Genomic DNA, 20,436 nt, shown 5'->3' with positions numbered 1-20,436 from the left:
CGGCGTTCTGCGTAAAAGGACTGTCAGCTCCGTGAGCCCCACTCCTACCGAGACACTGCTGGAACTTCGCGACGTCGACTTTGGCTACGGCGACCGCCTCGTCCTGTCGAACCTGAACATGCGCTTCGGGCGCGGCCAGGTCGTCGCTGTCATGGGCGGGTCGGGTTGCGGCAAGACGACCGTGCTGCGCCTGATCGGCGGCCTGGTGCGTGCGCGCCGCGGCCAGGTGCTGTTCGGCGGCGCCGACGTCGGCGCGCAGACCCGCGAGGGCCTGTATGCGCTGCGCCGCAAGATGGGCATGCTGTTCCAGTTCGGTGCACTGTTTACCGACATGTCGGTGTTCGAGAACGTTGCGTTCGCGCTGCGCGAACACACCGATCTTCCCGAAGACCTGATCCGCGACCTCGTGCTGATGAAGCTGAACGCGGTCGGCCTGCGCGGCGCGCGCGACCTGATGCCGTCCGAGGTGTCGGGCGGGATGGCGCGCCGCATCGCGCTCGCCCGCGCGATCGCGCTGGACCCGCAGCTCATCATGTACGACGAGCCGTTCGCCGGCCTCGACCCGATTTCGCTCGGCATCACCGCGAACCTGATCCGCACGCTGAACCAGGCGCTCGGCGCGACGTCGATCCTCGTCACGCACGACGTGCCGGAGTCGTTCGCGATCGCCGATTACGTGTACTTTCTCGCCAACGGCGGCGTGCTCGCGCAGGGCACGCCTGACGAGCTGCGCGCATCGACCGATCCGAGCGTGCGCCAGTTCATCGACGGCGCGCCGGACGGCCCGTTCAAATTTCACTACACGAGCCCGCCGCTGGCGGCGGATTTCGGGCTCGGCGGAGGGCGCGCATGATCAGCGCGATCGGACGTTACGTCATCGGCGGCCTCGAGCGTGCGGGCTACGGCACGCGCCTGTTCGTGCGCCTCGTGCTGGAATTCTTCCCGCTGCTGCGCCGGCCGCGGCTTGTCACGAAGCAGATCCACTTTCTCGGCAACTATTCGTTTGTGATCATCGCCGTGTCGGGCCTGTTCGTCGGCTTCGTGCTCGGCCTGCAGGGCTACTACACGCTGAATCGCTACGGATCCGAGCAGGCGCTCGGCCTGCTGGTCGCGCTGTCGCTCGTGCGCGAGCTCGGGCCCGTGGTCACGGCGCTGCTGTTCGCGGGGCGCGCGGGCACGTCGCTCACCGCGGAGATCGGCCTGATGAAAGCCGGCGAGCAACTCACCGCGCTCGAGATGATGGCGGTGGACCCGATCAAGACGGTGATCGCGCCGCGCATGTGGGCCGGGATCATCGCGATGCCGTTGCTCGCGGCGATCTTCAACGCGGTCGGCGTGCTCGGCGGCTATTTCGTCGGGGTCGTGCTGATCGGCGTCGATCCGGGCGCGTTCTGGTCGCAGATGCAGGGCGGGGTCCAGGTCTGGGCCGACGTCGGCAACGGCGTGCTCAAGAGCATCGTGTTCGGGTTCGCCGTGACCTTCGTTGCGCTGTATCAAGGGTATGAAGCGAAGCCCACGCCCGAAGGCGTGTCGCGCGCGACGACCAAGACGGTCGTGTTCGCGTCGCTCGCCGTACTCGGCCTCGATTTCCTGCTGACCGCGCTGATGTTCAGCTAAGCCTCAGCCAAGCCAAATTTTGGAATGACGATGAAAAAGACTGCTCTCGACTTCTGGGTCGGCCTGTTCGTGGTGGTGGGCTTCCTTGCGGTGCTGTTCCTGGCGCTGAAGGTCGGCAACATGAGCTCGCTGTCGTTTCAGCCGACCTATTCGGTGAAGATGAAATTCGACAACATCGGCGGGCTGAAGCCGCGCGCGGCCGTGAAGAGCGCGGGTGTCGTGGTCGGCCGCGTGAAGACGATCGGCTTCGACACCAATACCTATCAGGCGCTGGTGACGATCGATATCGACGGCCAGTACCCGTTCCCGAAGGATTCGTCGGCGAAGATCCTGACGTCGGGCCTGCTCGGTGAGCAGTACATCGGCCTCGAGCCGGGCGGCGACACCGAAATGCTGAAGACGGGCGATACGATCACGATGACGCAGTCTGCGATCGTGCTCGAGAACCTGATCGGCCAGTTCCTGTACAGCAAGGCAGCCGACGCGGGCGGCGCGAAGCCGGCGGCCGGTGCGCCGGCCGCGCCCGCACCGGTGGCGGTACCGGCGTCCGCGGTGTCCGCTTCGGGCGCCCAATAACCACACGAGAGAAAGACAAGAGGGTAATGACCATGCAGACGATCCGCATCAGGCACGCCGCGCTTGCGGTTGCGGCAGTCGCCGCGTTGAGCGGCTGCGCGACCGTGCAGACGCCGACCAAGGGTGATCCGCTCGAAGGCTTCAACCGGACGATGTACAAGTTCAACGATACGGTCGACACGTACGCGTTGAAGCCGGTCGCGAAGGGCTACCAATACGTGGTGCCGCAGCCGGTGCGCGAGAGCGTGACGAACTTCTTCTCGAACATCGGCGACGTCTACATTGCGGCGAACAACATCGTGCAGCTGCGGATCGCGGACGGCGTCGGCGACATCATGCGCGTCGTGATCAATACGGTGTTCGGCGTCGGCGGCCTGTTCGACGTCGCGACGATCGCGAAGCTGCCGAAGCACACGGCCGACTTCGGGATCACGATGGGCCGTTACGGCATGCCGTCGGGCCCGTATCTCGTGCTGCCGCTGCTTGGCCCGAGCACGCTGCGCGACACGGCGGGCCTCGGCGTCGACTACGTCGGCAACCCGCTTACCTACGTGAAGCCGGACGGCCTGAGCTGGGGCCTGTTCGGCGTGAACCTCGTCAACGCGCGGGCGAACCTGCTCGGTGCGGGCGATGTGCTGGATGCTGCGGCGCTCGACAAGTATTCGTTTGTGCGCAACGCGTACCTGCAGCGCCGCCAGATGCTGATCGACAACGCGCGCGGCGAGGCCGCCACGACATCGGGCAACGATGCGCTGCCGAAGTACGACCTGCCGGACGACGGCGCGGCACCGGCGCCGGCCGGCGCATCGGGCGCGGCGATTGCGGCGCCGGCTTCGGGTCCGGCCGCATCGCCGAATCCGGCCAGCGCGACGACCGTGCCGCCGATGCAGGTGGCGCCGCCGTCACCGGGCGGCCTGCATCTGCCGAACATCCGGTTCTGAGCGGATACATTCGTTACAGCCGGAAACGATTCAGTCGGTAGCGGGCGCGAACTTGCGCGTAAGCTACCGGCTCCAACCTCCGCATCGACTCATTCATGCAGGTCACTATGATGAAAAAACTGTTCCTGATCCCCGTTTTCGCGGCGCTGTTCTCGTTCGGCAGCGCAGCTCACGCGCAAGTCGACCAGTCGAACCCGCAGGCGTTGATCAAGACGGCGACGCAGCAGGTGCTCGACGAAGTCAAGCAGCAGACGATCAAGCAGGGCGATACGAACCGCATCATCACGATCGTCAACAAGGACATCCTGCCGTACACCGATTTCCGCCGCACCACGCAGCTCGCGATGGGCCGCAACTGGCGCACGGCGTCGGCCGAACAGCAGCAGCAGATTCAGGAGCAGTTCAAGCTGCTGCTGATCCGCACGTATTCGGGCGCGCTCGCGCAACTGAAGCCGGACCAGCAGATCCAGTACCCGCCGTTCCGTGCCGATCCGGCCGATACCGACGTCGTGGTCAAGACGGTTGCGATGAACAACGGCCAGCCGGTGCAGATCGACTACCGCCTGTACAAGTCGACCAACGGCTGGAAGGTCTATGACCTGAACGTGCTCGGCGCGTGGCTGATCCAGACGTACCAGCAGCAGTTCAACGAGAAGATCCAGCAAAGCGGTGTGGACGGCCTGATCAAGTTCCTGACGCAGCGCAACCAGGAACTTGCCGCCGGCAAGCAGGTGTCGTGAGCGGCTTCGCGGCCGGCTCCTCGCTGACCGTCGCGAGCGCGAAGTCCGCGCTCGCGGACGGTCTCGCGCGCATCGGCGCGGGCGCAACCGCTGTCGATTGCGCGGCGCTGACGCAGTTCGATTCGTCCGCGCTCGCCGTGCTGCTTGCATGGCAACGCGCCGCCAAAGCGCGCGGCGCGACCCTCGACATCCTCAATCTCCCCCCGAAGCTCGCCAGCCTCGCGCGCGCTTACGGCGTCGACGCGCTCATCGAAGGCACCGGGCGACATTGACCCTGTCCGACCGAAGCCTGCCGCGCCGCCCGGCGCGCAAGCTTCAGGCCGCGTGCCTCCGGCACCGGCTCCGCTAGCCGGTTTGCCCTATAATCAAGCGTTTTGCGGGGCAGCCAATCGGCGTCCGTCCCCCATTTTCTTTCGCAGCAAGCACCAGAATAGGCGTCGCGGCCATTGCGCCGCGCACAGTCATGTCAGCCATAGAAATCCGTCACGTCAAGAAGCGCTACAAATCGCTTCAGGCGCTCAAGGGCGTCAGTCTGTCGGTCGAGGAAGGCGAGTTTTTCGGTCTGCTCGGCCCGAACGGCGCAGGCAAGACCACGCTCATCAGTATCCTCGCCGGGCTCGCCCGGGCCGATGAAGGCAGCATCTCGGTGCGCGGCCACGATGTCGTCAAGGACTTCCGCGGCGCGCGCCGCGCGCTCGGCGTCGTGCCGCAGGAACTCGTCTTCGATCCGTTCTTCACCGTCCGCGAGACGCTGCGGATCCAGTCCGGCTATTTCGGACTGCGCCGCAACGACGACTGGATCGACGAAGTGATGGCCAATCTCGATCTCACCGAGAAGGCCGACGCGAACATGCGCGCGCTGTCGGGCGGGATGAAGCGCCGCGTGCTGGTCGCGCAGGCGCTCGTGCACCGGCCGCCCGTGATCGTGCTCGACGAGCCGACCGCCGGCGTCGACGTCGAACTGCGCCAGACGCTGTGGAAATTCATCTCGCGACTGAACCGCGAGGGCCACACGATCGTCCTGACCACCCATTATCTCGAGGAAGCCGAGGCGCTGTGCGACCGCATTGCGATGCTGCGTCGCGGTGAAGTCGTCGCGCTCGACCGCACCGACGCGCTGCTGCGTCGTTTCGCGGGGCTGCAGCTGTACCTGCGCCTGGCGGCGGGCGCGCTGCCCGCCGAGCTGCGCGGGCTGGAGACCGATCCGGCCGCACGCGCGCCGGGCGAGCACCTGCTGCGTCTCACGAGCTACGACGATGTCGAACGCATTCTCGCGCAGTGTCGTGCGGCGGGCTGCACGTTCGACGAGATCGAGGTCCGCAAGGCCGACCTCGAAGATGTGTTCGTCCAGGTGATGAACGGGGCCGAGGTGATCGAGGGATTGGCATGAATCAACAACCCCCACGCGAACTTCGTTCGCTGCCCCCCGAGGGGGCGCCCGCCACTCTTGGGGCGGCTCGGCGAGTAGCGGGAAGCGGTTTTCGCACGCTGTTCTACAAGGAACTCCTGCGTTTCTGGAAGGTGTCGTTCCAGACGGTGTGTGCGCCGATCGTGACGGCGCTGCTGTATCTGACGATCTTCGGTCACGCGCTGTCGGGCCGCGTCGAGGTGTATCCGGGCGTCGAGTACGTGAGCTTTCTCGTTCCCGGCCTCGTGATGATGAGCGTGCTGCAGAACGCGTTCGCGAACAGTTCGTCGTCGCTGATCCAGTCGAAGATCACCGGCAACCTCGTGTTCGTGCTCCTGCCGCCGCTGTCCTACAAGGACATCTTCGGCGCGTACGTGCTCGCGTCCGTGGTGCGCGGGCTGGCGGTCGGCACGGGCGTGTTCGTCGTGACGATCTGGTTTATCCCGATGCATTTCGCGGCGCCGTTGTTCATCATCGCGTTCGCGCTGCTCGGTTCGGCGATCCTTGGCACGCTCGGGCTGATCGCCGGGATCTGGGCCGAGAAGTTCGACCAGCTCGCCGCGTTCCAGAACTTCCTGATCATGCCGCTGACGTTCCTGTCCGGCGTGTTCTATTCGACGCACTCGCTGCCGCCCGTGTGGCGTGAGATTTCGCGTCTCAACCCGTTTTTCTACATGATCGACGGTTTCCGTTACGGGTTCTTCGGCGCGTCCGACATCAACCCGCTCGCGAGCCTCGCCATCGTCACCGGTTTCTTCGTGCTGCTCGCGATATTCGCGATGCGGCTGCTCGCGACCGGCTACAAACTGCGTCATTGATATCGACGGCAGCGGCCGCCACAGGCGGCGCGCGCCGACAGGAGCCCCTCATGTTGCCGACTCCCGAACAGGTCAAGCAATACATCGCCGGCGGTCTCGCCTGCACTCATCTGGAAGTCGAAGGCGACGGCCAGCATTTCTTCGCGACGATCGTGTCGGCGGCCTTCGAAGGCAAGCGGCCGATCCAGCGGCACCAACTCGTCTATGCGGCGCTCGGCGATCGCATGAAGCAGGAAATCCACGCGCTCAGCATGAAGACGCTGACGCCCGCCGAATGGCAGAACGCATAACCGGAACCACTGAGTGCAAGTCACCGTCAACGAGCGCGACGCCGTCCAGAGCGTCGCCACGGCACACCCGGCCGCCAACGGGGAATCGCAGGGACAGGGGATGGACAAGCTCGTGATCGAAGGCGGTCGCCGGCTGTCCGGCGAGATCGTCGTGTCCGGCGCGAAGAACGCCGCGCTGCCGATCCTGTGCGCGGGGCTGCTGAGCGCAGATCCGGTCGAGCTCGACAACGTGCCGAACCTGAAGGACGTGCGTACCACGCTGAAGGTGCTGAACCAGATGGGCGTGAAGAGCGAAACGGACGGCTGCCGCGTGCAGCTCGACGCGTCGCGCGTCGACAACCTCGTCGCACCGTACGAGCTCGTGAAGACGATGCGCGCATCGATCCTCGTGCTCGGGCCGCTGCTCGCGCGCTTCGGCGAAGCGAAGGTGTCGCTGCCGGGCGGCTGCGCGATCGGCGCGCGTCCGGTGGATCAGCACATCAAGGGCCTGCAGGCGATGGGCGCCGAGATCAGCATCGAGCACGGCTTCATCGAAGCGCGCGCGAAGCGTCTGAAGGGCGCGCGCATCGTGACCGACATGATCACGGTGACGGGCACCGAAAACCTGCTGATGGCCGCGACGCTGGCCGACGGCGAGACGGTGATCGAAAACGCGGCGCGCGAGCCGGAAGTGAGCGATCTCGCACACTTGCTGGTTGCGATGGGCGCGAAAATCGACGGCATCGGCACCGACCGCCTCGTGATCCAGGGCGTCGAGCGCCTGCATGGTGCGCACCATTCGGTGATTCCCGACCGTATCGAGGCCGGCACGTTCCTGTGCGCGGTCGCGGCGGCCGGCGGCGACGTGATGTTGACGGGCGTGCGCCCGCAGATCCTCGACGCGGTGGTCGACAAGCTGCGCGAAGCCGGCGTGTCGATCGAGGAAGGCGACAGCTGGCTGCGCGTGAAGATGGACCGCCGCCCGTCGGCGGTGACGATCCGCACGTCGGAATACCCGGCGTTCCCGACCGACATGCAGGCGCAGTTCATGGCCCTCAATTCGATCGCGACGGGCACCGCGCAGGTCGTCGAGACCATTTTCGAGAATCGCTTCATGCACGTGCAGGAGCTGAACCGGCTCGGCGCGAACATCACGGTCGACGGCAACACGGCGCTCGTGACCGGCGTCGACAAGCTGTCCGGCGCAACCGTGATGGCGACCGACCTGCGCGCGTCGGCGAGCCTCGTGATCGCCGGGCTGCGTGCCGAAGGCGAAACGCTCGTCGACCGCATCTACCATCTGGACCGCGGCTACGACCGCATGGAAGCCAAACTGACCGCTGTCGGCGCGAGCGTGCGCCGCCTTTCCGGGAGCCAAGCATGACCGCGCCGCTGACCCTCGCCCTGTCGAAGGGCCGGATTTTCGAGGAAACCCTGCCGCTGCTGGCGGCTGCCGGCGTGCAGGTGGCCGAGGATCCGGAAACGTCGCGCAAGCTGATCCTGCCGACGACCGATCCGAACCTGCGCGTGATTATCGTGCGCGCGAGCGACGTGCCGACCTATGTCGAATACGGCGCGGCCGATTTCGGCGTGGCCGGCAAGGACGTGCTGGTCGAGCACGGCGGCTCGGGCCTGTACCAGCCGATCGATCTGAACATTGCACGCTGCCGGATGTCGGTGGCCGTGCCGGCCGGTTTCGACTACGCGAACGCGGTGCGCCAGGGCGCGCGCCTGCGGGTCGCGACCAAGTACGTCGAAACGGCTCGCGAACACTTTGCCGCGAAGGGCGTGCACGTCGACCTGATCAAGCTGTACGGTTCGATGGAACTGGCGCCGCTGGTCGGGCTGGCCGACGCGATCGTCGACCTCGTTAGCTCGGGCGGCACGCTGAAGGCGAACAATCTGGTCGAGGTCGAGGAGATCATGGCGATCTCGTCGCGCCTCGTCGTGAACCAGGCTGCGCTGAAGTTGAAGCGCGCGGCGCTCAAGCCGATTCTCGACGCGTTCGAACGCGCGTCGCAGAATGGCAATTGAGCGCATCACCGTAACGGAACTCCCATGGCCATCACCATCCGCAAACTCGATTCGACGAGCGAAGGCTTCGATGCCGCGCTGCGTGCGGTGCTCGCATTCGAGGCGAGCGAGGACGAAGCGATCGAGCAATCGGTCGCGCAGATCCTCGCCGACGTGAAGTCGCGCGGCGACGCCGCGGTGCTCGAGTACACGAACCGCTTCGACCGGCTGAACGCCAACAGCGTCGCCGCGCTCGAACTGCCGCAGGACGCGCTGCAGACGGCGCTCGACGGCCTCGCGCCGAAGGCGCGCGCGGCACTGGAAGCCGCGGCTGCGCGCGTGCGTGCGTACCACGAGAAGCAGAAGATCGAGTGCGGCACCCATAGCTGGCAGTACACGGAAAGCGACGGCACGGTGCTCGGCCAGAAGGTCACGCCGCTCGACCGCGTCGGCCTGTACGTGCCGGGCGGCAAGGCGGCCTATCCGTCGTCGGTGCTGATGAACGCGATTCCCGCGCGAGTAGCGGGCGTCGGCGAGATCGTGATGGTCGTGCCGACCCCGGACGGCGTGAAGAATGACCTCGTGCTAGCCGCGGCGCTGCTCGGCGGCGTCGATCGCGTGTTCACGATCGGCGGCGCGCAGGCGGTCGGCGCGCTCGCGTACGGCACGGCCACGGTGCCGGCGGTCGACAAGATCTGCGGGCCGGGCAACGCATACGTCGCATCGGCGAAGCGCCGCGTGTTCGGCACGGTCGGCATCGACATGATCGCCGGGCCGTCGGAAATCCTCGTGCTGTGCGACGGCACGACCGATCCGAGTTGGGTCGCGATGGACCTGTTCTCGCAGGCCGAGCACGACGAGCTCGCGCAGTCGATCCTGCTGTGCCCGGACGCCGCGTTCCTCGAGCGCGTCGAGAAGGCAATCGACGAGCTGCTGCCGACGATGCCGCGCCAGGACGTGATCCGCGCATCGCTCGAAGGCCGTGGTGCGCTGATCAAGGTGCGCGACATGGCCGAAGCGTGCCGGATCGCGAACGAGATCGCGCCCGAGCACCTCGAGATTTCCGCGCTGGAGCCGCAGCAATGGGGCCAGCAGATCCGCCACGCGGGTGCGATCTTCCTCGGCCGCTACACGAGCGAGAGCCTCGGCGACTACTGCGCCGGCCCGAACCACGTGCTGCCGACGTCGCGCACCGCGCGCTTCTCGTCGCCGCTCGGCGTGTACGACTTCATCAAGCGCTCGAGCCTGATCGAAGTCAGCGCCGAAGGGGCGCATACGCTGGGCGAAATCGCCTCCGAGCTCGCGTACGGCGAGGGCCTGCAGGCGCACGCTCGCAGCGCCGAACTCCGGATGAAGGGGTGACACGCGCGCCGGAGCCGATGCCGAAGCATCGGTTCCGGTCGGTCTGGAGACCGGTGCAGGGCGGCAGCCGCCGCCTTGCCGACCATTTGACGCCGGTGCGACGCACGCCGGCTTGAGACCATGACGACGCCACAAGACATCATCCGCCGCGATGTGCTCGCGATGACGAGCTACCCGGTGCCGGACGCGAGCGGGTTCGTGAAGCTCGACGCGATGGAGAACCCGTATTCGCTGCCCGCGCCGCTCGCCGCGGCACTCGGCGAGCGCCTCGCGCAGGTCGCGCTGAACCGCTACCCGGCGCCGCGCCCGGGCGCGCTGCTCGACAAGCTGCGCCACGCGATGGGTGTGCCGGCCGCCTGCGACGTGCTGCTCGGCAACGGGTCGGACGAAATCATCAGCATGATGTCGGTGGCATGCGCGAAGCCGGGCGCGAAGGTGCTCGCGCCGGTGCCGGGCTTCGTGATGTACGAACTGTCCGCGAAATTCGCGCAGCTCGAATTCGTCGGCGTGCCGCTGAAGGCCGACCTGACGCTCGACGCCGACGCGATGATCGCGGCAATCGACGCGCACCGTCCCGCGCTCGTCTATCTCGCTTATCCGAACAACCCGACCGGCACGCTGTACGACGAAGCCGACGTCGAGCGCATCATCGCGGCCGCGCGTCACAGCCTGATCGTGATCGACGAGGCGTACCAGCCGTTCGCGGAGCGTTCGTGGCTGCCGCGCGCCGCTGAGTTCGACAACGTCGTCGTGATGCGCACGGTCTCGAAGCTCGGCCTCGCCGGCATCCGCCTCGGCTATCTCGCCGGGCAGCCCGCCTGGCTGAACGAGTTCGACAAGGTGCGCCCGCCGTACAACATCAACGTGCTGACCCAGGCGACCGCCGATTTCCTGCTCGATCACCTCGACGTGCTCGATGCGCAGGCGGCCGAACTGCGCACGGAACGCGCACGCCTCGCACAGGCCGTGGCCGCGCTGCCGGGCACGACGGTGTATCCGAGCGCCGGCAACTTCCTGCTGGTGCGCGTGCCGGACGCGGCGACCGTGTTCGATGCGCTGCTCACCGAGCGGGTGTTGATCAAAAACGTGAGTAAAATGCATCCGTTGCTGGCCGAATGCGTGCGGCTGACCGTCGGTTCTCCCGACGAAAATGCACGCTTGCTGGCTGCTTTGAAACTCGCGCTGCCCGGTTGAGCCCAGGGCGCGGTGGCGCGCGACGATCAATCCCCATTTAAATCAGACTCATTCAAGGAATTGCCATGCGTGTGGCGGAAGTCGTTCGCAATACCAGCGAAACGCAGATCCGTGTGAAGCTCGATCTCGACGGCACGGGCCAGCAGAAGCTGGCTACCGGCGTGCCGTTTCTCGACCATATGCTCGACCAGATCGCGCGACACGGTCTGGTCGACCTCGAGGTTGAAGCGCATGGCGACACGCACATCGACGATCACCATACGGTCGAGGACGTCGGCATCACGCTCGGTCAGGCCGTCGCGAAGGCGATCGGCGACAGGAAGGGCATCCGCCGTTACGGCCATTCGTACGTGCCGCTTGACGAGGCGCTGTCGCGCGTCGTGATCGACTTCTCGGGTCGCCCGGGCCTCGAATTCCACGTGCCGTTCACGCGCGCGCGGATCGGCACGTTCGACGTCGACCTGTCGATCGAATTCTTCCGCGGGTTCGTGAATCACGCGGGCGTCACGCTGCACATCGACAACCTGCGCGGGATCAATGCGCACCATCAGCTCGAAACGGTGTTCAAGGCCTTCGGCCGGGCGCTGCGCGCGGCGGTGGAGCTCGACGAGCGAGCGGCGGGGCAGATTCCGTCGACGAAGGGCAGCCTCTGATTTCGTGACGGACTGCGCCCGGGACAATCTCACGGCTTCGGCGCGCTGCGCCGGCTTGCGATGGATCTGCTCAAATCGTTCATTTCGCTGCTTGCGTTGATCAATCCGGTCGGCGCGGTGCCGTTCTTCCTGAGCCTGACGGCGCAGCAGACCGACGACGAGCGGCGCCGCACGATCCGGATCGCTTCGGTGTCGGTGTTCTGCGTGATGACGGTGACGGTGCTGCTCGGGCAGCAGATCATTAACTTCTTCGGCATTTCGGTCGGTTCGCTCGAAGTGGGCGGCGGGATCATCATGTTGCTGATGGCGATCAACATGCTGAACGCGCAGATCGGCAACACGCGATCGACGCCCGAGGAGCGCCACGAAGCCGAGATGAAGGACAACGTCGCGGTCGTGCCGCTGGCGATTCCGCTGCTTACGGGCCCCGGCTCGATCAGCACGGTGATCATCTACGCGGCGAACTCGCATCACTGGTATGAGCGAGCCGGGCTCGTCGCGATTGGCGCGGTCCTGGCTTTGCTGTGTTTTATCGCTATGCGGCTCGCCGAGCCGATCGCGAACTGGGTCGGCCGCACCGGCATCAACATCGCCACGCGGCTGATGGGTCTGATGCTGTCGGCGCTGGCGGTGGAATTCATCGTCAATGGACTGAGGGCGCTACTGCCTGCACTGAGATGAAAACTTCGATTGCGATTGTGGATTATGGGATGGGCAACCTGCGCTCGGTCGCGCAGGCGCTCAAGAAGGCCGAGCCGGCCGCCGACGTGGCGATCGTCGACACGCCGGCCGCGATTCGCGCGGCCGACCGCGTCGTGTTGCCAGGCCAGGGCGCGATGCCGGACTGCATGCGCTGCCTCGGCGAATCGGGGCTGCAGGAAGCGGTGATCGAGGCGTCGCGCACGAAGCCGCTGCTCGGCGTGTGCGTCGGCGAGCAGATGCTGTTCGACTGGAGCGCCGAAGGCGACACGAAGGGCCTCGGCCTGTTGCCCGGCAAGGTCGTGCGGTTCGAGCTCGACGGCCAGCTGCAGGACGACGGTTCGCGCTTCAAGGTGCCGCAGATGGGCTGGAACCGCGTGCATCAATCGCAGCCGCACCCGTTGTGGGACGGCGTGCCCGACGACGCCTATTTCTACTTCGTGCACAGCTATTACGTGAGCCCGGAGAACCCGGCGCACACGGTGGGCGAAACGGCGTACGGTGCGACGTTTACGTCCGCGGTCGCGCGGGACAACCTCTTCGCAACCCAATTCCACCCCGAGAAAAGCGCGGAGGTCGGGTTGCGTCTGTATCGCAACTTCGTACACTGGAAACCGTAAACGTCGCATGCGTGCCACAATTCGCGGGGCTGAAAGGCCCGTGTTGCGGCCGTCCCGCGCATGATTTGTTAGCTTGGGGAGTGTGTCTTTCCTGCTGCATTGCGGCGTCGATCGTTGCTGGTCCGGTTTGGTCAAACGGCGCTCCTCGCGCCTTGCAGTGGAACCGGAAATGCACGTTCGCGAGCCCGTTATCGGCGGGAGCAGGCCCTAAGCGCTGAAAGAGTTGTACTAAACTAGCGAGACGGCGCGGCACCGGTTTGGCCGGTGCGCGCCGGATTCTTTTCTTCTTCCACGACGACACCCGATTGCTATGTTGCTGATTCCGGCCATCGATCTCAAAGACGGTCAGTGTGTGCGCCTCAAACAGGGCGATATGGACCAGGCCACGATTTTCTCCGAGGACCCGGCGGCGATGGCCCGCAAGTGGGTCGATCTCGGCGCCCGGCGGCTGCATCTGGTCGACCTGAACGGCGCTTTTGCCGGCAAGCCGAAGAATCTCGAAGCGATCGAAGCGATCCTCGAAGAAGTCGGCGACGAAATCCCCGTGCAGCTCGGCGGTGGCATTCGCAGCCTCGAGACGATCGAGAAGTATCTCGACGCCGGCCTCTCCTACGTGATCATCGGCACCGCGGCCGTGAAGGATCCGGGCTTCCTGCAGGACGCATGCACCGCGTTCGCGGGCAACATCATCGTCGGCCTCGACGCGAAGGACGGCAAGGTCGCGACCGACGGCTGGAGCAAGCTTACCGGCCACGAAGTGATCGATCTCGCGCGCAAGTTCGAGGACTACGGCGTCGAATCGATCGTCTACACGGACATCGGCCGCGACGGGATGCTGCAGGGTATCAACATCGAGGCGACGGTGAAGCTCGCACAGGCGGTCGGCATTCCGGTCATCGCAAGCGGCGGCCTGTCGAACCTCACCGACATCGAGAACCTCTGCGAAGTGGAAGAACACGGCGTCGAAGGCGTGATCTGCGGCCGTGCGATCTACTCCGGTGATCTCGATTTCGCGGCCGCGCAAAAGCGCGCGGACGAACTGAACGGCGAACTCGACGACGCGTAAGCGCGGTCGTTCCGCTCGCCGGGGGCTGCCTGCCGGCAGCCCCGACCGGGCGCCTCGCGCGAGGCGTCCGAAACCGGCCGTCCGCAACCGGCCATCTCATCGCGGCATTTGGCGCAACATCATGGCTCTAGCTAAACGCATCATCCCCTGCCTGGACGTGACTGCCGGGCGTGTCGTCAAGGGCGTCAACTTCGTTGAATTGCGCGATGCCGGCGACCCCGTCGAAATCGCTCGCCGCTACGACGACCAGGGCGCCGACGAACTCACGTTCCTCGACATCACCGCGACCTCCGACCAGCGCGATCTGATCCTGCCGATCATCGAGGCCGTCGCATCGCAGGTCTTCATTCCGCTGACCGTCGGCGGCGGCGTGCGCGCCGTCGAAGACGTGCGGCGCCTCCTGAACGCGGGCGCGGACAAGGTCAGCATGAACTCGTCGGCGGTCGCGAACCCGCAGCTCGTGCGCGACGCGGCCGACAAGTACGGCTCGCAATGCATCGTCGTCGCGATCGACGCGAAGCGTGTGTCGGCCGACGGCGAGACGCCGCGCTGGGAAGTGTTCACGCATGGTGGCCGCAAGGGCACGGGCCTCGACGCGATCGAATGGGCGCGCAAGATGGCCGAACTCGGCGCGGGCGAGATCCTGCTCACGAGCATGGACCGCGACGGCACGAAGTCGGGCTTCGACCTCGCGCTCACGCGCGGCGTGTCGGACGCGGTGCCGGTGCCGGTGATCGCGTCGGGCGGCGTCGGTTCGCTGCAGCATCTCGCGGACGGCATCAAGGACGGCCGCGCCGACGCGGTGCTGGCCGCGAGCATCTTCCACTATGGCGAGCACACGGTCGGCGAGGCGAAACGCTTCATGTCCGACCAGGGCATCCCTGTGAGGCTGTGATGAATACGGAAACGAAATCCCTGCCAGCGTGGCTCGACAAGGTCCGCTGGGACGACAACGGCCTCGTGCCGGTGATCGCGCAGGAAGCGTCGACGAACGACGTGCTGATGTTCGCGTGGATGAACCGCGAGGCGCTGGCCAAGACGATCGAGACGCAGCGCGCGGTCTACTATTCGCGTTCGCGCAAGCGCCTGTGGTTCAAGGGCGAGGAGTCGGGCCACGTGCAGCACGTGCACGAGGTGCGGCTCGACTGCGACGAGGACGTCGTGCTGCTGAAGGTCGAGCAGGTGTCGGGCATCGCATGCCACACCGGCCGGCATTCGTGCTTCTTCCAGAAATTCGAAGGTACCGTGGACGGCGGCGACTGGGTCGCGGTCGATCCGGTGCTGAAAGATCCCGAACACATCTACAAATGACGCAATCGACCGAAGACACGCTGCTGCGCCTCGCAGCCGTGATCGATAGCCGCAAGGGCGGCGACCCCGAGCAATCGTATGTATCTCGCTTGTTCCACAAGGGCGACGACGCGGTGCTGAAGAAGATCGGCGAAGAGGCGACCGAAGTCGTGCTGGCCGCGAAGGACGTGCGCCAGGGCGGCGCTCCGACGGCACTGGTCGGCGAAGTGGCCGATCTGTGGTTCCACTGCCTCGTGATGCTGTCGCATTTCGACCTGAGTCCGGCCGACGTGATCGCCGAACTCGAGCGTCGCGAAGGGCTGTCGGGCATCGAGGAAAAGGCGCTGCGCAAGCGCCGCGAGCGCGAGGAAAACGGCGGGTGACGGCCGACGGCCTGCTGCACCGGCAACAGTGCGGTAAGCTGTAAGAATTGTCATCTTACGAGGGTAGCATCATGACCGATACGCCGAGCCAGTTTCCGACGCCGTCGGTGCAGGGCGCAGCGGAGGCCGAGCGGCTGAACGGGTTGCGCACGCTGACGCACGTGTTGTACGGCCTCTACGCGATTCATTGGCTGACGGGCGGCGTCACCGGCATCATCGCGATCATCATCAACTACGTGAAGCGCGGCGATGTGGCCGGCACGCCGTACGCCGACCATTTCGAGTGGCAGATCCGCACGTTCTGGCGCGCGCTGATCGCTTACGTGATCGGCTTCGCGCTGATGTTCGTGGTGGTCGGGTTCGTCATCATGTTTGTCACATGGATCTGGACGCTGTACCGTATCATCAAGGGTTGGCTGTACCTGAACGACAACAAGACGCTCGATCCGCAGGCCTGGTTCTGACCGGCGAGCGGGCGTTTCGCAGGAGCAACATGAGTCACGATCCGAATTGCCTGTTCTGCAAGATCGCGGCGGGCGAGATCCCGAGCACGAAGGTGCACGAGGACGACGAATTCGTCGCGTTCCGCGACATCCGCCCGGCGGCCGAGACGCATGTGCTCGTGATTCCGCGCCGGCACCTGCCGACGCTGTCGGCGGCGGGCGATGCCGATGCACCGATGCTCGGCCGGCTGATGCTGCTCGTCGCGCGTCTGGCCGAGCAGCTCGGCGTCGCGTACACGGGCGGCGAAACCGGGTTTCGCACGGTGATCAATACGGGCCCCGGTGGCGGGCAGGAGGTCTACCACCTGCACGCACACATCCTGGCCGGCCCGCGCCCGTGGCAGCGGATGGGTTGACGCAGCGGGGCGTTTCCCCGTATCGATAGTCGAAGCCGGCGCGCCGCCGGCGATTTACGCCGCGACGCGGCGCGGTTGAGGAGAGGTTTCATCATGGGTGGATTGAGCATTTGGCACTGGCTGATCGTGCTGCTGATCGTTGCGCTGGTTTTCGGTACGAAGAAGCTGCGCAACATCGGCAACGATCTCGGCAGCGCGGTGAAGGGTTTCAAGGACGGCATGAAGGAAGGCGAAACGCCGGCGGATGCGCAGCAACTGCCGCGCTCTGGCTCGGTCGACGTCGACGCGAAGGAAACGACGCGTTCCGACTCGAACAAGGCGTAAGCCGCCACGCTGACAGGCATTCGCGATGCTGGATCTCGGTCTTTCGAAGATGGCGCTGATCGGCGTCGTCGCGCTCGTGGTGCTCGGCCCCGAGCGCCTGCCGCGCGTCGCGCGTACGGCGGGTGCATTGTTCGGTCGCGCGCAGCGGTACATCAACGACGTCAAGGCCGAGGTCTCGCGTGAAATCGAGCTCGACGCGCTGCGCACGATGAAGACTGATTTCGAGGCGGCCGCACGCAATGTCGAAACGACGATTCACGACAACCTGCGCGAGCACGAGAAGGAACTGAACGACACGTGGCATTCCGCAGTCGGCGGCCTCAATGAGGGCTCGGTCGATGCCGGCGCGTACGGCTCCGACACGCCCGCAGCGCCGTCGTCGTGGCGTGGCAGCGCGGGTCCGCTCGCGCCGAAGCGTCGCAACTGGCGCGTGAAACAGGCGGCGACGCCTGTCTGGTACAAGCGCGCGACCACCCGCCGCACGCACGTGCAGTCGGGCGCCGCGCGTGTCGCGCGCCATCAGCCGGCCAGCCTGCGCCGGCCGACGCGCTTCTTCTGAGCCGAGCGCATGCTCGCTCGTCAATCCTACCGAGGGCCGGTGTGAGCGACCCCCAGCAGAACCCGGGCGACGCCCCGGAAGAAACCTTCATTTCCCATCTCGTCGAGCTTCGCGATCGCATCATTCGCGCGGGGTTGGCCGTGATCGTCGTGTTCCTGGGGCTCGTCTACTGGGCGCCCGAGATCTTCAGGCTGCTCGCGCGGCCGCTGATGGAGAACCTGCCGAAGGGCGGCAGGATGATCGTGACCGACGTCACCGGCTCGTTCTTCGTGCCCATGAAGGTCACGATGCTCGTCGCCCTCGTGATTGCGCTGCCGGTCGTGCTGTACCAGATCTGGGCGTTCGTCGCGCCAGGGCTGTATCAGCACGAGAAGAAGCTCGTTGCGCCGCTCGTCGGCAGCAGTTACTTCCTGTTCCTGTGCGGGATGGCGTTCGCGTATTTCCTCGTCTTCCCGACGATCTTCCGCGTGATGGCGCACTACAACGCGCCACTCGGTGCGGAGATGTCGACCGACATCGACAACTACCTGAGCTTCGTGCTCGGGATGTTCATCGCATTCGGGGTCACGTTCGAAGTGCCGATCATCGTCGTGCTGCTCGTGCGCATGGGCGTGCTGACGGTGAAGAAGCTGAAGGAGATCCGGCCGTACGTAATCGTCGGCGCCTTCATCGTCGCGGCAGTCGTCACACCGCCGGACGTATTCTCGCAACTGATGCTCGCGCTGCCGCTCATCGTGCTGTTCGAGGTCGGGCTGCTGGCCGCACGGTTCTTCGTGCCGAAGCCGACGGAAGAGAGCGAAGCGGAGAACGGCGCAGCGGGTTGACCAAGGCGCTTTGTGCGACGCCCCCTGGGCCATGTTTCAAAGCCGGGTGTGGCGCGGACGGTGCGCGGGCGGAGAGGTTCACCGCCGCCGGGAAAGACATGCGATGCAAAGCAACAGGGCAGCCGGATCGGCTGCCCTTTTTTCATGTCCGGCTACATCCGGCAGGCGACGCGGCCGCACCGCCCGGCGGGCGTCATTCGGAGTCGCTGTCCTGATCGTCGAGCGTCTGTTTCGGCGGCGGCGGGCGCTTGCCGATCACGACGTTCACGTCGAACTCCTTGCCCTTGCGCACGACGTGCACCTTGGTCGGCGTGCCCGGCTTGATCTGCGCGACGGTGTTCAGCAGCTTTGTCGTGTCGGTGATTTCCTCGCCGTTCACGCTGACGAGGATGTCGCCCGGCTTGATGCCGGCCTTGTCGGCCGGGCCGCCTTGCAGCACGCCCGCGACGATCGCGCCCGATTTCTGCGACAGCCCGAACGACTCGGCGATCTCCGGTGTGACGTCCTGCGGCTCGACGCCGATCCAGCCGCGCGTGACCGAGCCGCTCGTGATGATGCTTTCGAGCACGGTGCGTGCGGTCGAAACGGGGATCGCGAAGCCGATGCCGAGCGAGCCGCCTGAGCGCGAGTAGATCGCGGTGTTGATGCCGAGCAGGTTGCCGTTCACGTCGACCAGTGCGCCACCCGAGTTGCCGGGGTTGATCGGGGCATCGGTCTGGATGAAGTTCTCGAACGTGTTGATGCCGAGGTGATTGCGGCCGAGCGCGCTGATGATGCCCATCGTGACCGTCTGGCCGACGCCGAACGGGTTGCCGATCGCGAGCACGACGTCGCCGACGCGCGCCTGGTCGGAGCGGCCGAGCGTGATCGTCGGCAAGTTCGTCACGTTGATCTTCAGCACCGCGAGATCGGTTTCCGGGTCGCTGCCGATTACCTTCGCGGTGGCCGTGCGGCCGTCGGCGAGCGCGACTTCGATCTGGTCGGCGCCGTCCACGACGTGCTGGTTCGTTAGAATGTAACCTTCCGGGCTCACGATAACGCCCGAGCCGAGGTTGGCGGCCGGCTCGTCTTGCTGCTTGCGGGCATTGCGGTCGCCGAAGAAGTAGCGGAACAGCGGGTCTTTCGCGCGCGGATCGGGCGGCAAAGAGCCGTCCTTGCTGGAGAATACATTGACGACGGCCGGCATCGCCTTTTGCGCTGCCTCGGCGTACGACGTGGTCGCCGGTGCGCCGCCGATGCCCGGCGCGACCTCCCGCAGTGCAACGATCGGCGTGGCGAGCTGCTTGCCGAGCTGTCCTTGCCGTTGCAGCCATTGCGGCTTGAGCGTCACGACGATGAACATCAGCGCGAGCAGTACGGTTACCGCCTGCGCGAAGAACAGCCAGAAGCGTCTAAGCATCTGAATGGATTAGAGGTTTATATGGATCGGATCGAACTTGAATTGTACTTGAACAATACCCTTGAAACCGCGCGCTTCAAGGACTATTGCCCGAACGGCCTTCAGGTCGAGGGGCGCCGCAAGATCGAGAAGATCGCCACCGGCGTCACGGCGTCGGTCGCATTCCTCGAGGCGGCGCTCGAATGGGGAGCGGATGCGGTGCTCGTCCATCACGGCTATTTCTGGCGCAACGAGGCGCCGCAGATCACCGGCCGCAAGTACCAGCGCCTGAAGCTGCTGCTCGCGAACGACCTGAACCTGTTCGCGTACCACCTGCCGCTCGACGCGCACCCGGAATTCGGCAACAACGCGCAGCTCGGCGAGAAGCTCGGGCTGATCGGCGAGCAGCGTTTCGGCGACGGCGACCTCGGCTGGATGGCGACGCTGCCGATGCCCGTCTCGCTCGAGCACTTCGTCGCGAAAGTCGAGCACACGCTCGGTCGTACGCCGCTCGTGCTCGGCGACCGCGACATGCAGCTACGCCGGATCGCGTGGTGCACGGGTGCCGCGCAGAGCTATTTCGACGCGGCGATCGATGCCGGCGCCGATGTGTTCCTCACCGGCGAGGTATCCGAATCCATTACGCATGCGGCGGCCGAAAGCGGCGTCGCATTCGTTGCGGCAGGGCACCATGCGACCGAGCGCTACGGAATCCAGGCGCTCGGTGCGCACTTGTCCGAAGAATTCGATATCGAACACCTTTTTATCGATATTCATAATCCGGTCTGAAAGCCGGATTTGCGGCGGCGCATCGAAATTTTGCAATGTAGCGAATGCTTAAAA

Annotated in this window: 27 protein-coding genes; 26 read left to right on the top strand and 1 reads right to left on the bottom strand. The window is 65.7% G+C overall.

Going from position 1 to position 20,436, the window contains the following annotated elements; genetic code table 11:
- The first annotated feature begins 31 nt into the window (after positions 1 to 31).
- The 25 genes from DIE13_RS19595 to tatC all read left to right on the top strand — a co-directional run bounded on the left by DIE13_RS19595 (position 32) and on the right by tatC (position 18,215).
- On the top strand, positions 32 to 853 hold the full coding sequence (locus DIE13_RS19595; protein ID WP_124828669.1) for an ABC transporter ATP-binding protein: 822 nt from the start codon (positions 32 to 34) through the stop codon (positions 851 to 853).
- Positions 850 to 1,617, top strand: a complete 768-nt coding sequence (gene mlaE, locus DIE13_RS19590; RefSeq protein WP_096504237.1) for a lipid asymmetry maintenance ABC transporter permease subunit MlaE — start codon at positions 850 to 852, stop codon at positions 1,615 to 1,617. The genes DIE13_RS19595 and mlaE overlap by 4 nt, the downstream gene beginning before the upstream one ends.
- A gap of 24 nt (positions 1,618 to 1,641) precedes the next feature.
- On the top strand, positions 1,642 to 2,193 hold the full coding sequence (gene mlaD, locus DIE13_RS19585) for an outer membrane lipid asymmetry maintenance protein MlaD (protein ID WP_124828668.1): 552 nt from the start codon (positions 1,642 to 1,644) through the stop codon (positions 2,191 to 2,193).
- Positions 2,194 to 2,225: 32 nt separating this feature from the next.
- Complete coding sequence (locus DIE13_RS19580) at positions 2,226 to 3,134, top strand: VacJ family lipoprotein (protein ID WP_124828713.1); 909 nt, start codon at positions 2,226 to 2,228, stop codon at positions 3,132 to 3,134.
- Between the two features lie 110 nt (positions 3,135 to 3,244).
- Positions 3,245 to 3,874, top strand: a complete 630-nt coding sequence (locus DIE13_RS19575; RefSeq protein ID WP_124828667.1) for a phospholipid-binding protein MlaC — start codon at positions 3,245 to 3,247, stop codon at positions 3,872 to 3,874.
- Entirely contained in the window at positions 3,871 to 4,146 is a 276-nt protein-coding gene (locus tag DIE13_RS19570) for a lipid asymmetry maintenance protein MlaB (RefSeq protein WP_124828666.1), read from the top strand. The genes DIE13_RS19575 and DIE13_RS19570 overlap by 4 nt, the downstream gene beginning before the upstream one ends.
- A gap of 191 nt (positions 4,147 to 4,337) precedes the next feature.
- Positions 4,338 to 5,264, top strand: a complete 927-nt coding sequence (locus DIE13_RS19565) for an ABC transporter ATP-binding protein (protein WP_124828665.1) — start codon at positions 4,338 to 4,340, stop codon at positions 5,262 to 5,264.
- Positions 5,261 to 6,100: an ABC transporter permease gene (locus tag DIE13_RS19560; RefSeq protein WP_233409937.1), complete on the top strand. Its 840-nt coding sequence runs from the start codon at positions 5,261 to 5,263 to the stop codon at positions 6,098 to 6,100. The genes DIE13_RS19565 and DIE13_RS19560 overlap by 4 nt, the downstream gene beginning before the upstream one ends.
- Positions 6,101 to 6,150: 50 nt before the next feature.
- Positions 6,151 to 6,390 (top strand): BolA family protein, encoded by a 240-nt coding sequence (locus DIE13_RS19555; protein ID WP_006477131.1) that lies wholly within the window; start codon positions 6,151 to 6,153, stop codon positions 6,388 to 6,390.
- 13 nt (positions 6,391 to 6,403) lie between these two features.
- Entirely contained in the window at positions 6,404 to 7,753 is a 1,350-nt protein-coding gene (murA, locus tag DIE13_RS19550; protein WP_124828664.1) for a UDP-N-acetylglucosamine 1-carboxyvinyltransferase, read from the top strand.
- On the top strand, positions 7,750 to 8,403 hold the full coding sequence (hisG, locus tag DIE13_RS19545; protein ID WP_006751807.1) for an ATP phosphoribosyltransferase: 654 nt from the start codon (positions 7,750 to 7,752) through the stop codon (positions 8,401 to 8,403). Before murA ends, hisG begins: the two co-directional genes overlap by 4 nt.
- A 24-nt stretch (positions 8,404 to 8,427) precedes the next feature.
- A complete protein-coding gene (gene hisD / locus DIE13_RS19540) occupies positions 8,428 to 9,744 on the top strand; it encodes a histidinol dehydrogenase (protein ID WP_124828663.1) in 1,317 nt (438 codons plus the stop codon).
- A gap of 120 nt (positions 9,745 to 9,864) precedes the next feature.
- A complete protein-coding gene (gene hisC, locus DIE13_RS19535) occupies positions 9,865 to 10,938 on the top strand; it encodes a histidinol-phosphate transaminase (RefSeq protein WP_124828662.1) in 1,074 nt (357 codons plus the stop codon).
- Between the two features lie 65 nt (positions 10,939 to 11,003).
- Positions 11,004 to 11,591 (top strand): imidazoleglycerol-phosphate dehydratase HisB, encoded by a 588-nt coding sequence (gene hisB / locus DIE13_RS19530; RefSeq protein ID WP_006477126.1) that lies wholly within the window; start codon positions 11,004 to 11,006, stop codon positions 11,589 to 11,591.
- A 60-nt stretch (positions 11,592 to 11,651) separates the two neighbouring features.
- Positions 11,652 to 12,272, top strand: coding sequence for a YchE family NAAT transporter (locus DIE13_RS19525; protein WP_124828661.1), 621 nt, complete (start codon positions 11,652 to 11,654; stop codon positions 12,270 to 12,272).
- Positions 12,269 to 12,910, top strand: a complete 642-nt coding sequence (gene hisH, locus DIE13_RS19520) for an imidazole glycerol phosphate synthase subunit HisH (RefSeq protein WP_124828660.1) — start codon at positions 12,269 to 12,271, stop codon at positions 12,908 to 12,910. Before DIE13_RS19525 ends, hisH begins: the two co-directional genes overlap by 4 nt.
- Positions 12,911 to 13,220: 310 nt before the next feature.
- Positions 13,221 to 13,976 carry a 1-(5-phosphoribosyl)-5-[(5-phosphoribosylamino)methylideneamino]imidazole-4-carboxamide isomerase gene (hisA, locus tag DIE13_RS19515; protein WP_124828659.1) on the top strand — a complete coding sequence of 252 codons (756 nt, stop codon included), beginning with the start codon at positions 13,221 to 13,223 and terminating at the stop codon, positions 13,974 to 13,976.
- Positions 13,977 to 14,097: 121 nt separating this feature from the next.
- Positions 14,098 to 14,871, top strand: a complete 774-nt coding sequence (gene hisF, locus DIE13_RS19510) for an imidazole glycerol phosphate synthase subunit HisF (protein ID WP_096504259.1) — start codon at positions 14,098 to 14,100, stop codon at positions 14,869 to 14,871.
- Positions 14,871 to 15,287 (top strand): phosphoribosyl-AMP cyclohydrolase, encoded by a 417-nt coding sequence (gene hisI, locus DIE13_RS19505; protein ID WP_124828658.1) that lies wholly within the window; start codon positions 14,871 to 14,873, stop codon positions 15,285 to 15,287. The genes hisF and hisI overlap by 1 nt, the downstream gene beginning before the upstream one ends.
- Positions 15,284 to 15,649: a phosphoribosyl-ATP diphosphatase gene (locus DIE13_RS19500; RefSeq protein ID WP_044845953.1), complete on the top strand. Its 366-nt coding sequence runs from the start codon at positions 15,284 to 15,286 to the stop codon at positions 15,647 to 15,649. Before hisI ends, DIE13_RS19500 begins: the two co-directional genes overlap by 4 nt.
- Before the next feature lie 71 nt (positions 15,650 to 15,720).
- Positions 15,721 to 16,113, top strand: coding sequence for a DUF4870 family protein (locus tag DIE13_RS19495; protein WP_096504261.1), 393 nt, complete (start codon positions 15,721 to 15,723; stop codon positions 16,111 to 16,113).
- A gap of 29 nt (positions 16,114 to 16,142) precedes the next feature.
- Positions 16,143 to 16,508, top strand: a complete 366-nt coding sequence (locus tag DIE13_RS19490; RefSeq protein WP_124828657.1) for a histidine triad nucleotide-binding protein — start codon at positions 16,143 to 16,145, stop codon at positions 16,506 to 16,508.
- A 93-nt stretch (positions 16,509 to 16,601) separates the two neighbouring features.
- The gene (gene tatA, locus DIE13_RS19485; RefSeq protein WP_124828656.1) at positions 16,602 to 16,832 is read left to right on the top strand and encodes a Sec-independent protein translocase subunit TatA; all 231 of its coding nucleotides are present in this window, start codon (positions 16,602 to 16,604) and stop codon (positions 16,830 to 16,832) included.
- A 25-nt stretch (positions 16,833 to 16,857) separates the two neighbouring features.
- On the top strand, positions 16,858 to 17,391 hold the full coding sequence (gene tatB, locus DIE13_RS19480; protein ID WP_124828655.1) for a Sec-independent protein translocase protein TatB: 534 nt from the start codon (positions 16,858 to 16,860) through the stop codon (positions 17,389 to 17,391).
- Positions 17,392 to 17,432: 41 nt separating this feature from the next.
- Complete coding sequence (tatC, locus tag DIE13_RS19475) at positions 17,433 to 18,215, top strand: twin-arginine translocase subunit TatC (protein ID WP_124828654.1); 783 nt, start codon at positions 17,433 to 17,435, stop codon at positions 18,213 to 18,215.
- A 193-nt stretch (positions 18,216 to 18,408) separates the two neighbouring features.
- On the opposite strand, the gene DIE13_RS19470 is transcribed toward tatC, so the two are convergent.
- Positions 18,409 to 19,614 carry a S1C family serine protease gene (locus DIE13_RS19470; RefSeq protein ID WP_124828653.1) on the bottom strand — a complete coding sequence of 402 codons (1,206 nt, stop codon included), beginning with the start codon at positions 19,612 to 19,614 and terminating at the stop codon, positions 18,409 to 18,411.
- A 21-nt stretch (positions 19,615 to 19,635) separates the two neighbouring features.
- Between DIE13_RS19470 and DIE13_RS19465 the strand changes: the two genes are divergently transcribed.
- Positions 19,636 to 20,382, top strand: coding sequence for a Nif3-like dinuclear metal center hexameric protein (locus tag DIE13_RS19465; RefSeq protein WP_124828652.1), 747 nt, complete (start codon positions 19,636 to 19,638; stop codon positions 20,380 to 20,382).
- Positions 20,383 to 20,436: the final 54 nt, after the last annotated feature.

The organism is Burkholderia sp. Bp9016 (genome assembly GCF_003857765.1).
Classification (GTDB): domain Bacteria; phylum Pseudomonadota; class Gammaproteobacteria; order Burkholderiales; family Burkholderiaceae; genus Burkholderia.
The sequence above is the reverse complement of the archived record's forward strand: the minus strand, read 5'-3'. Positions and strand labels throughout refer to the sequence as shown.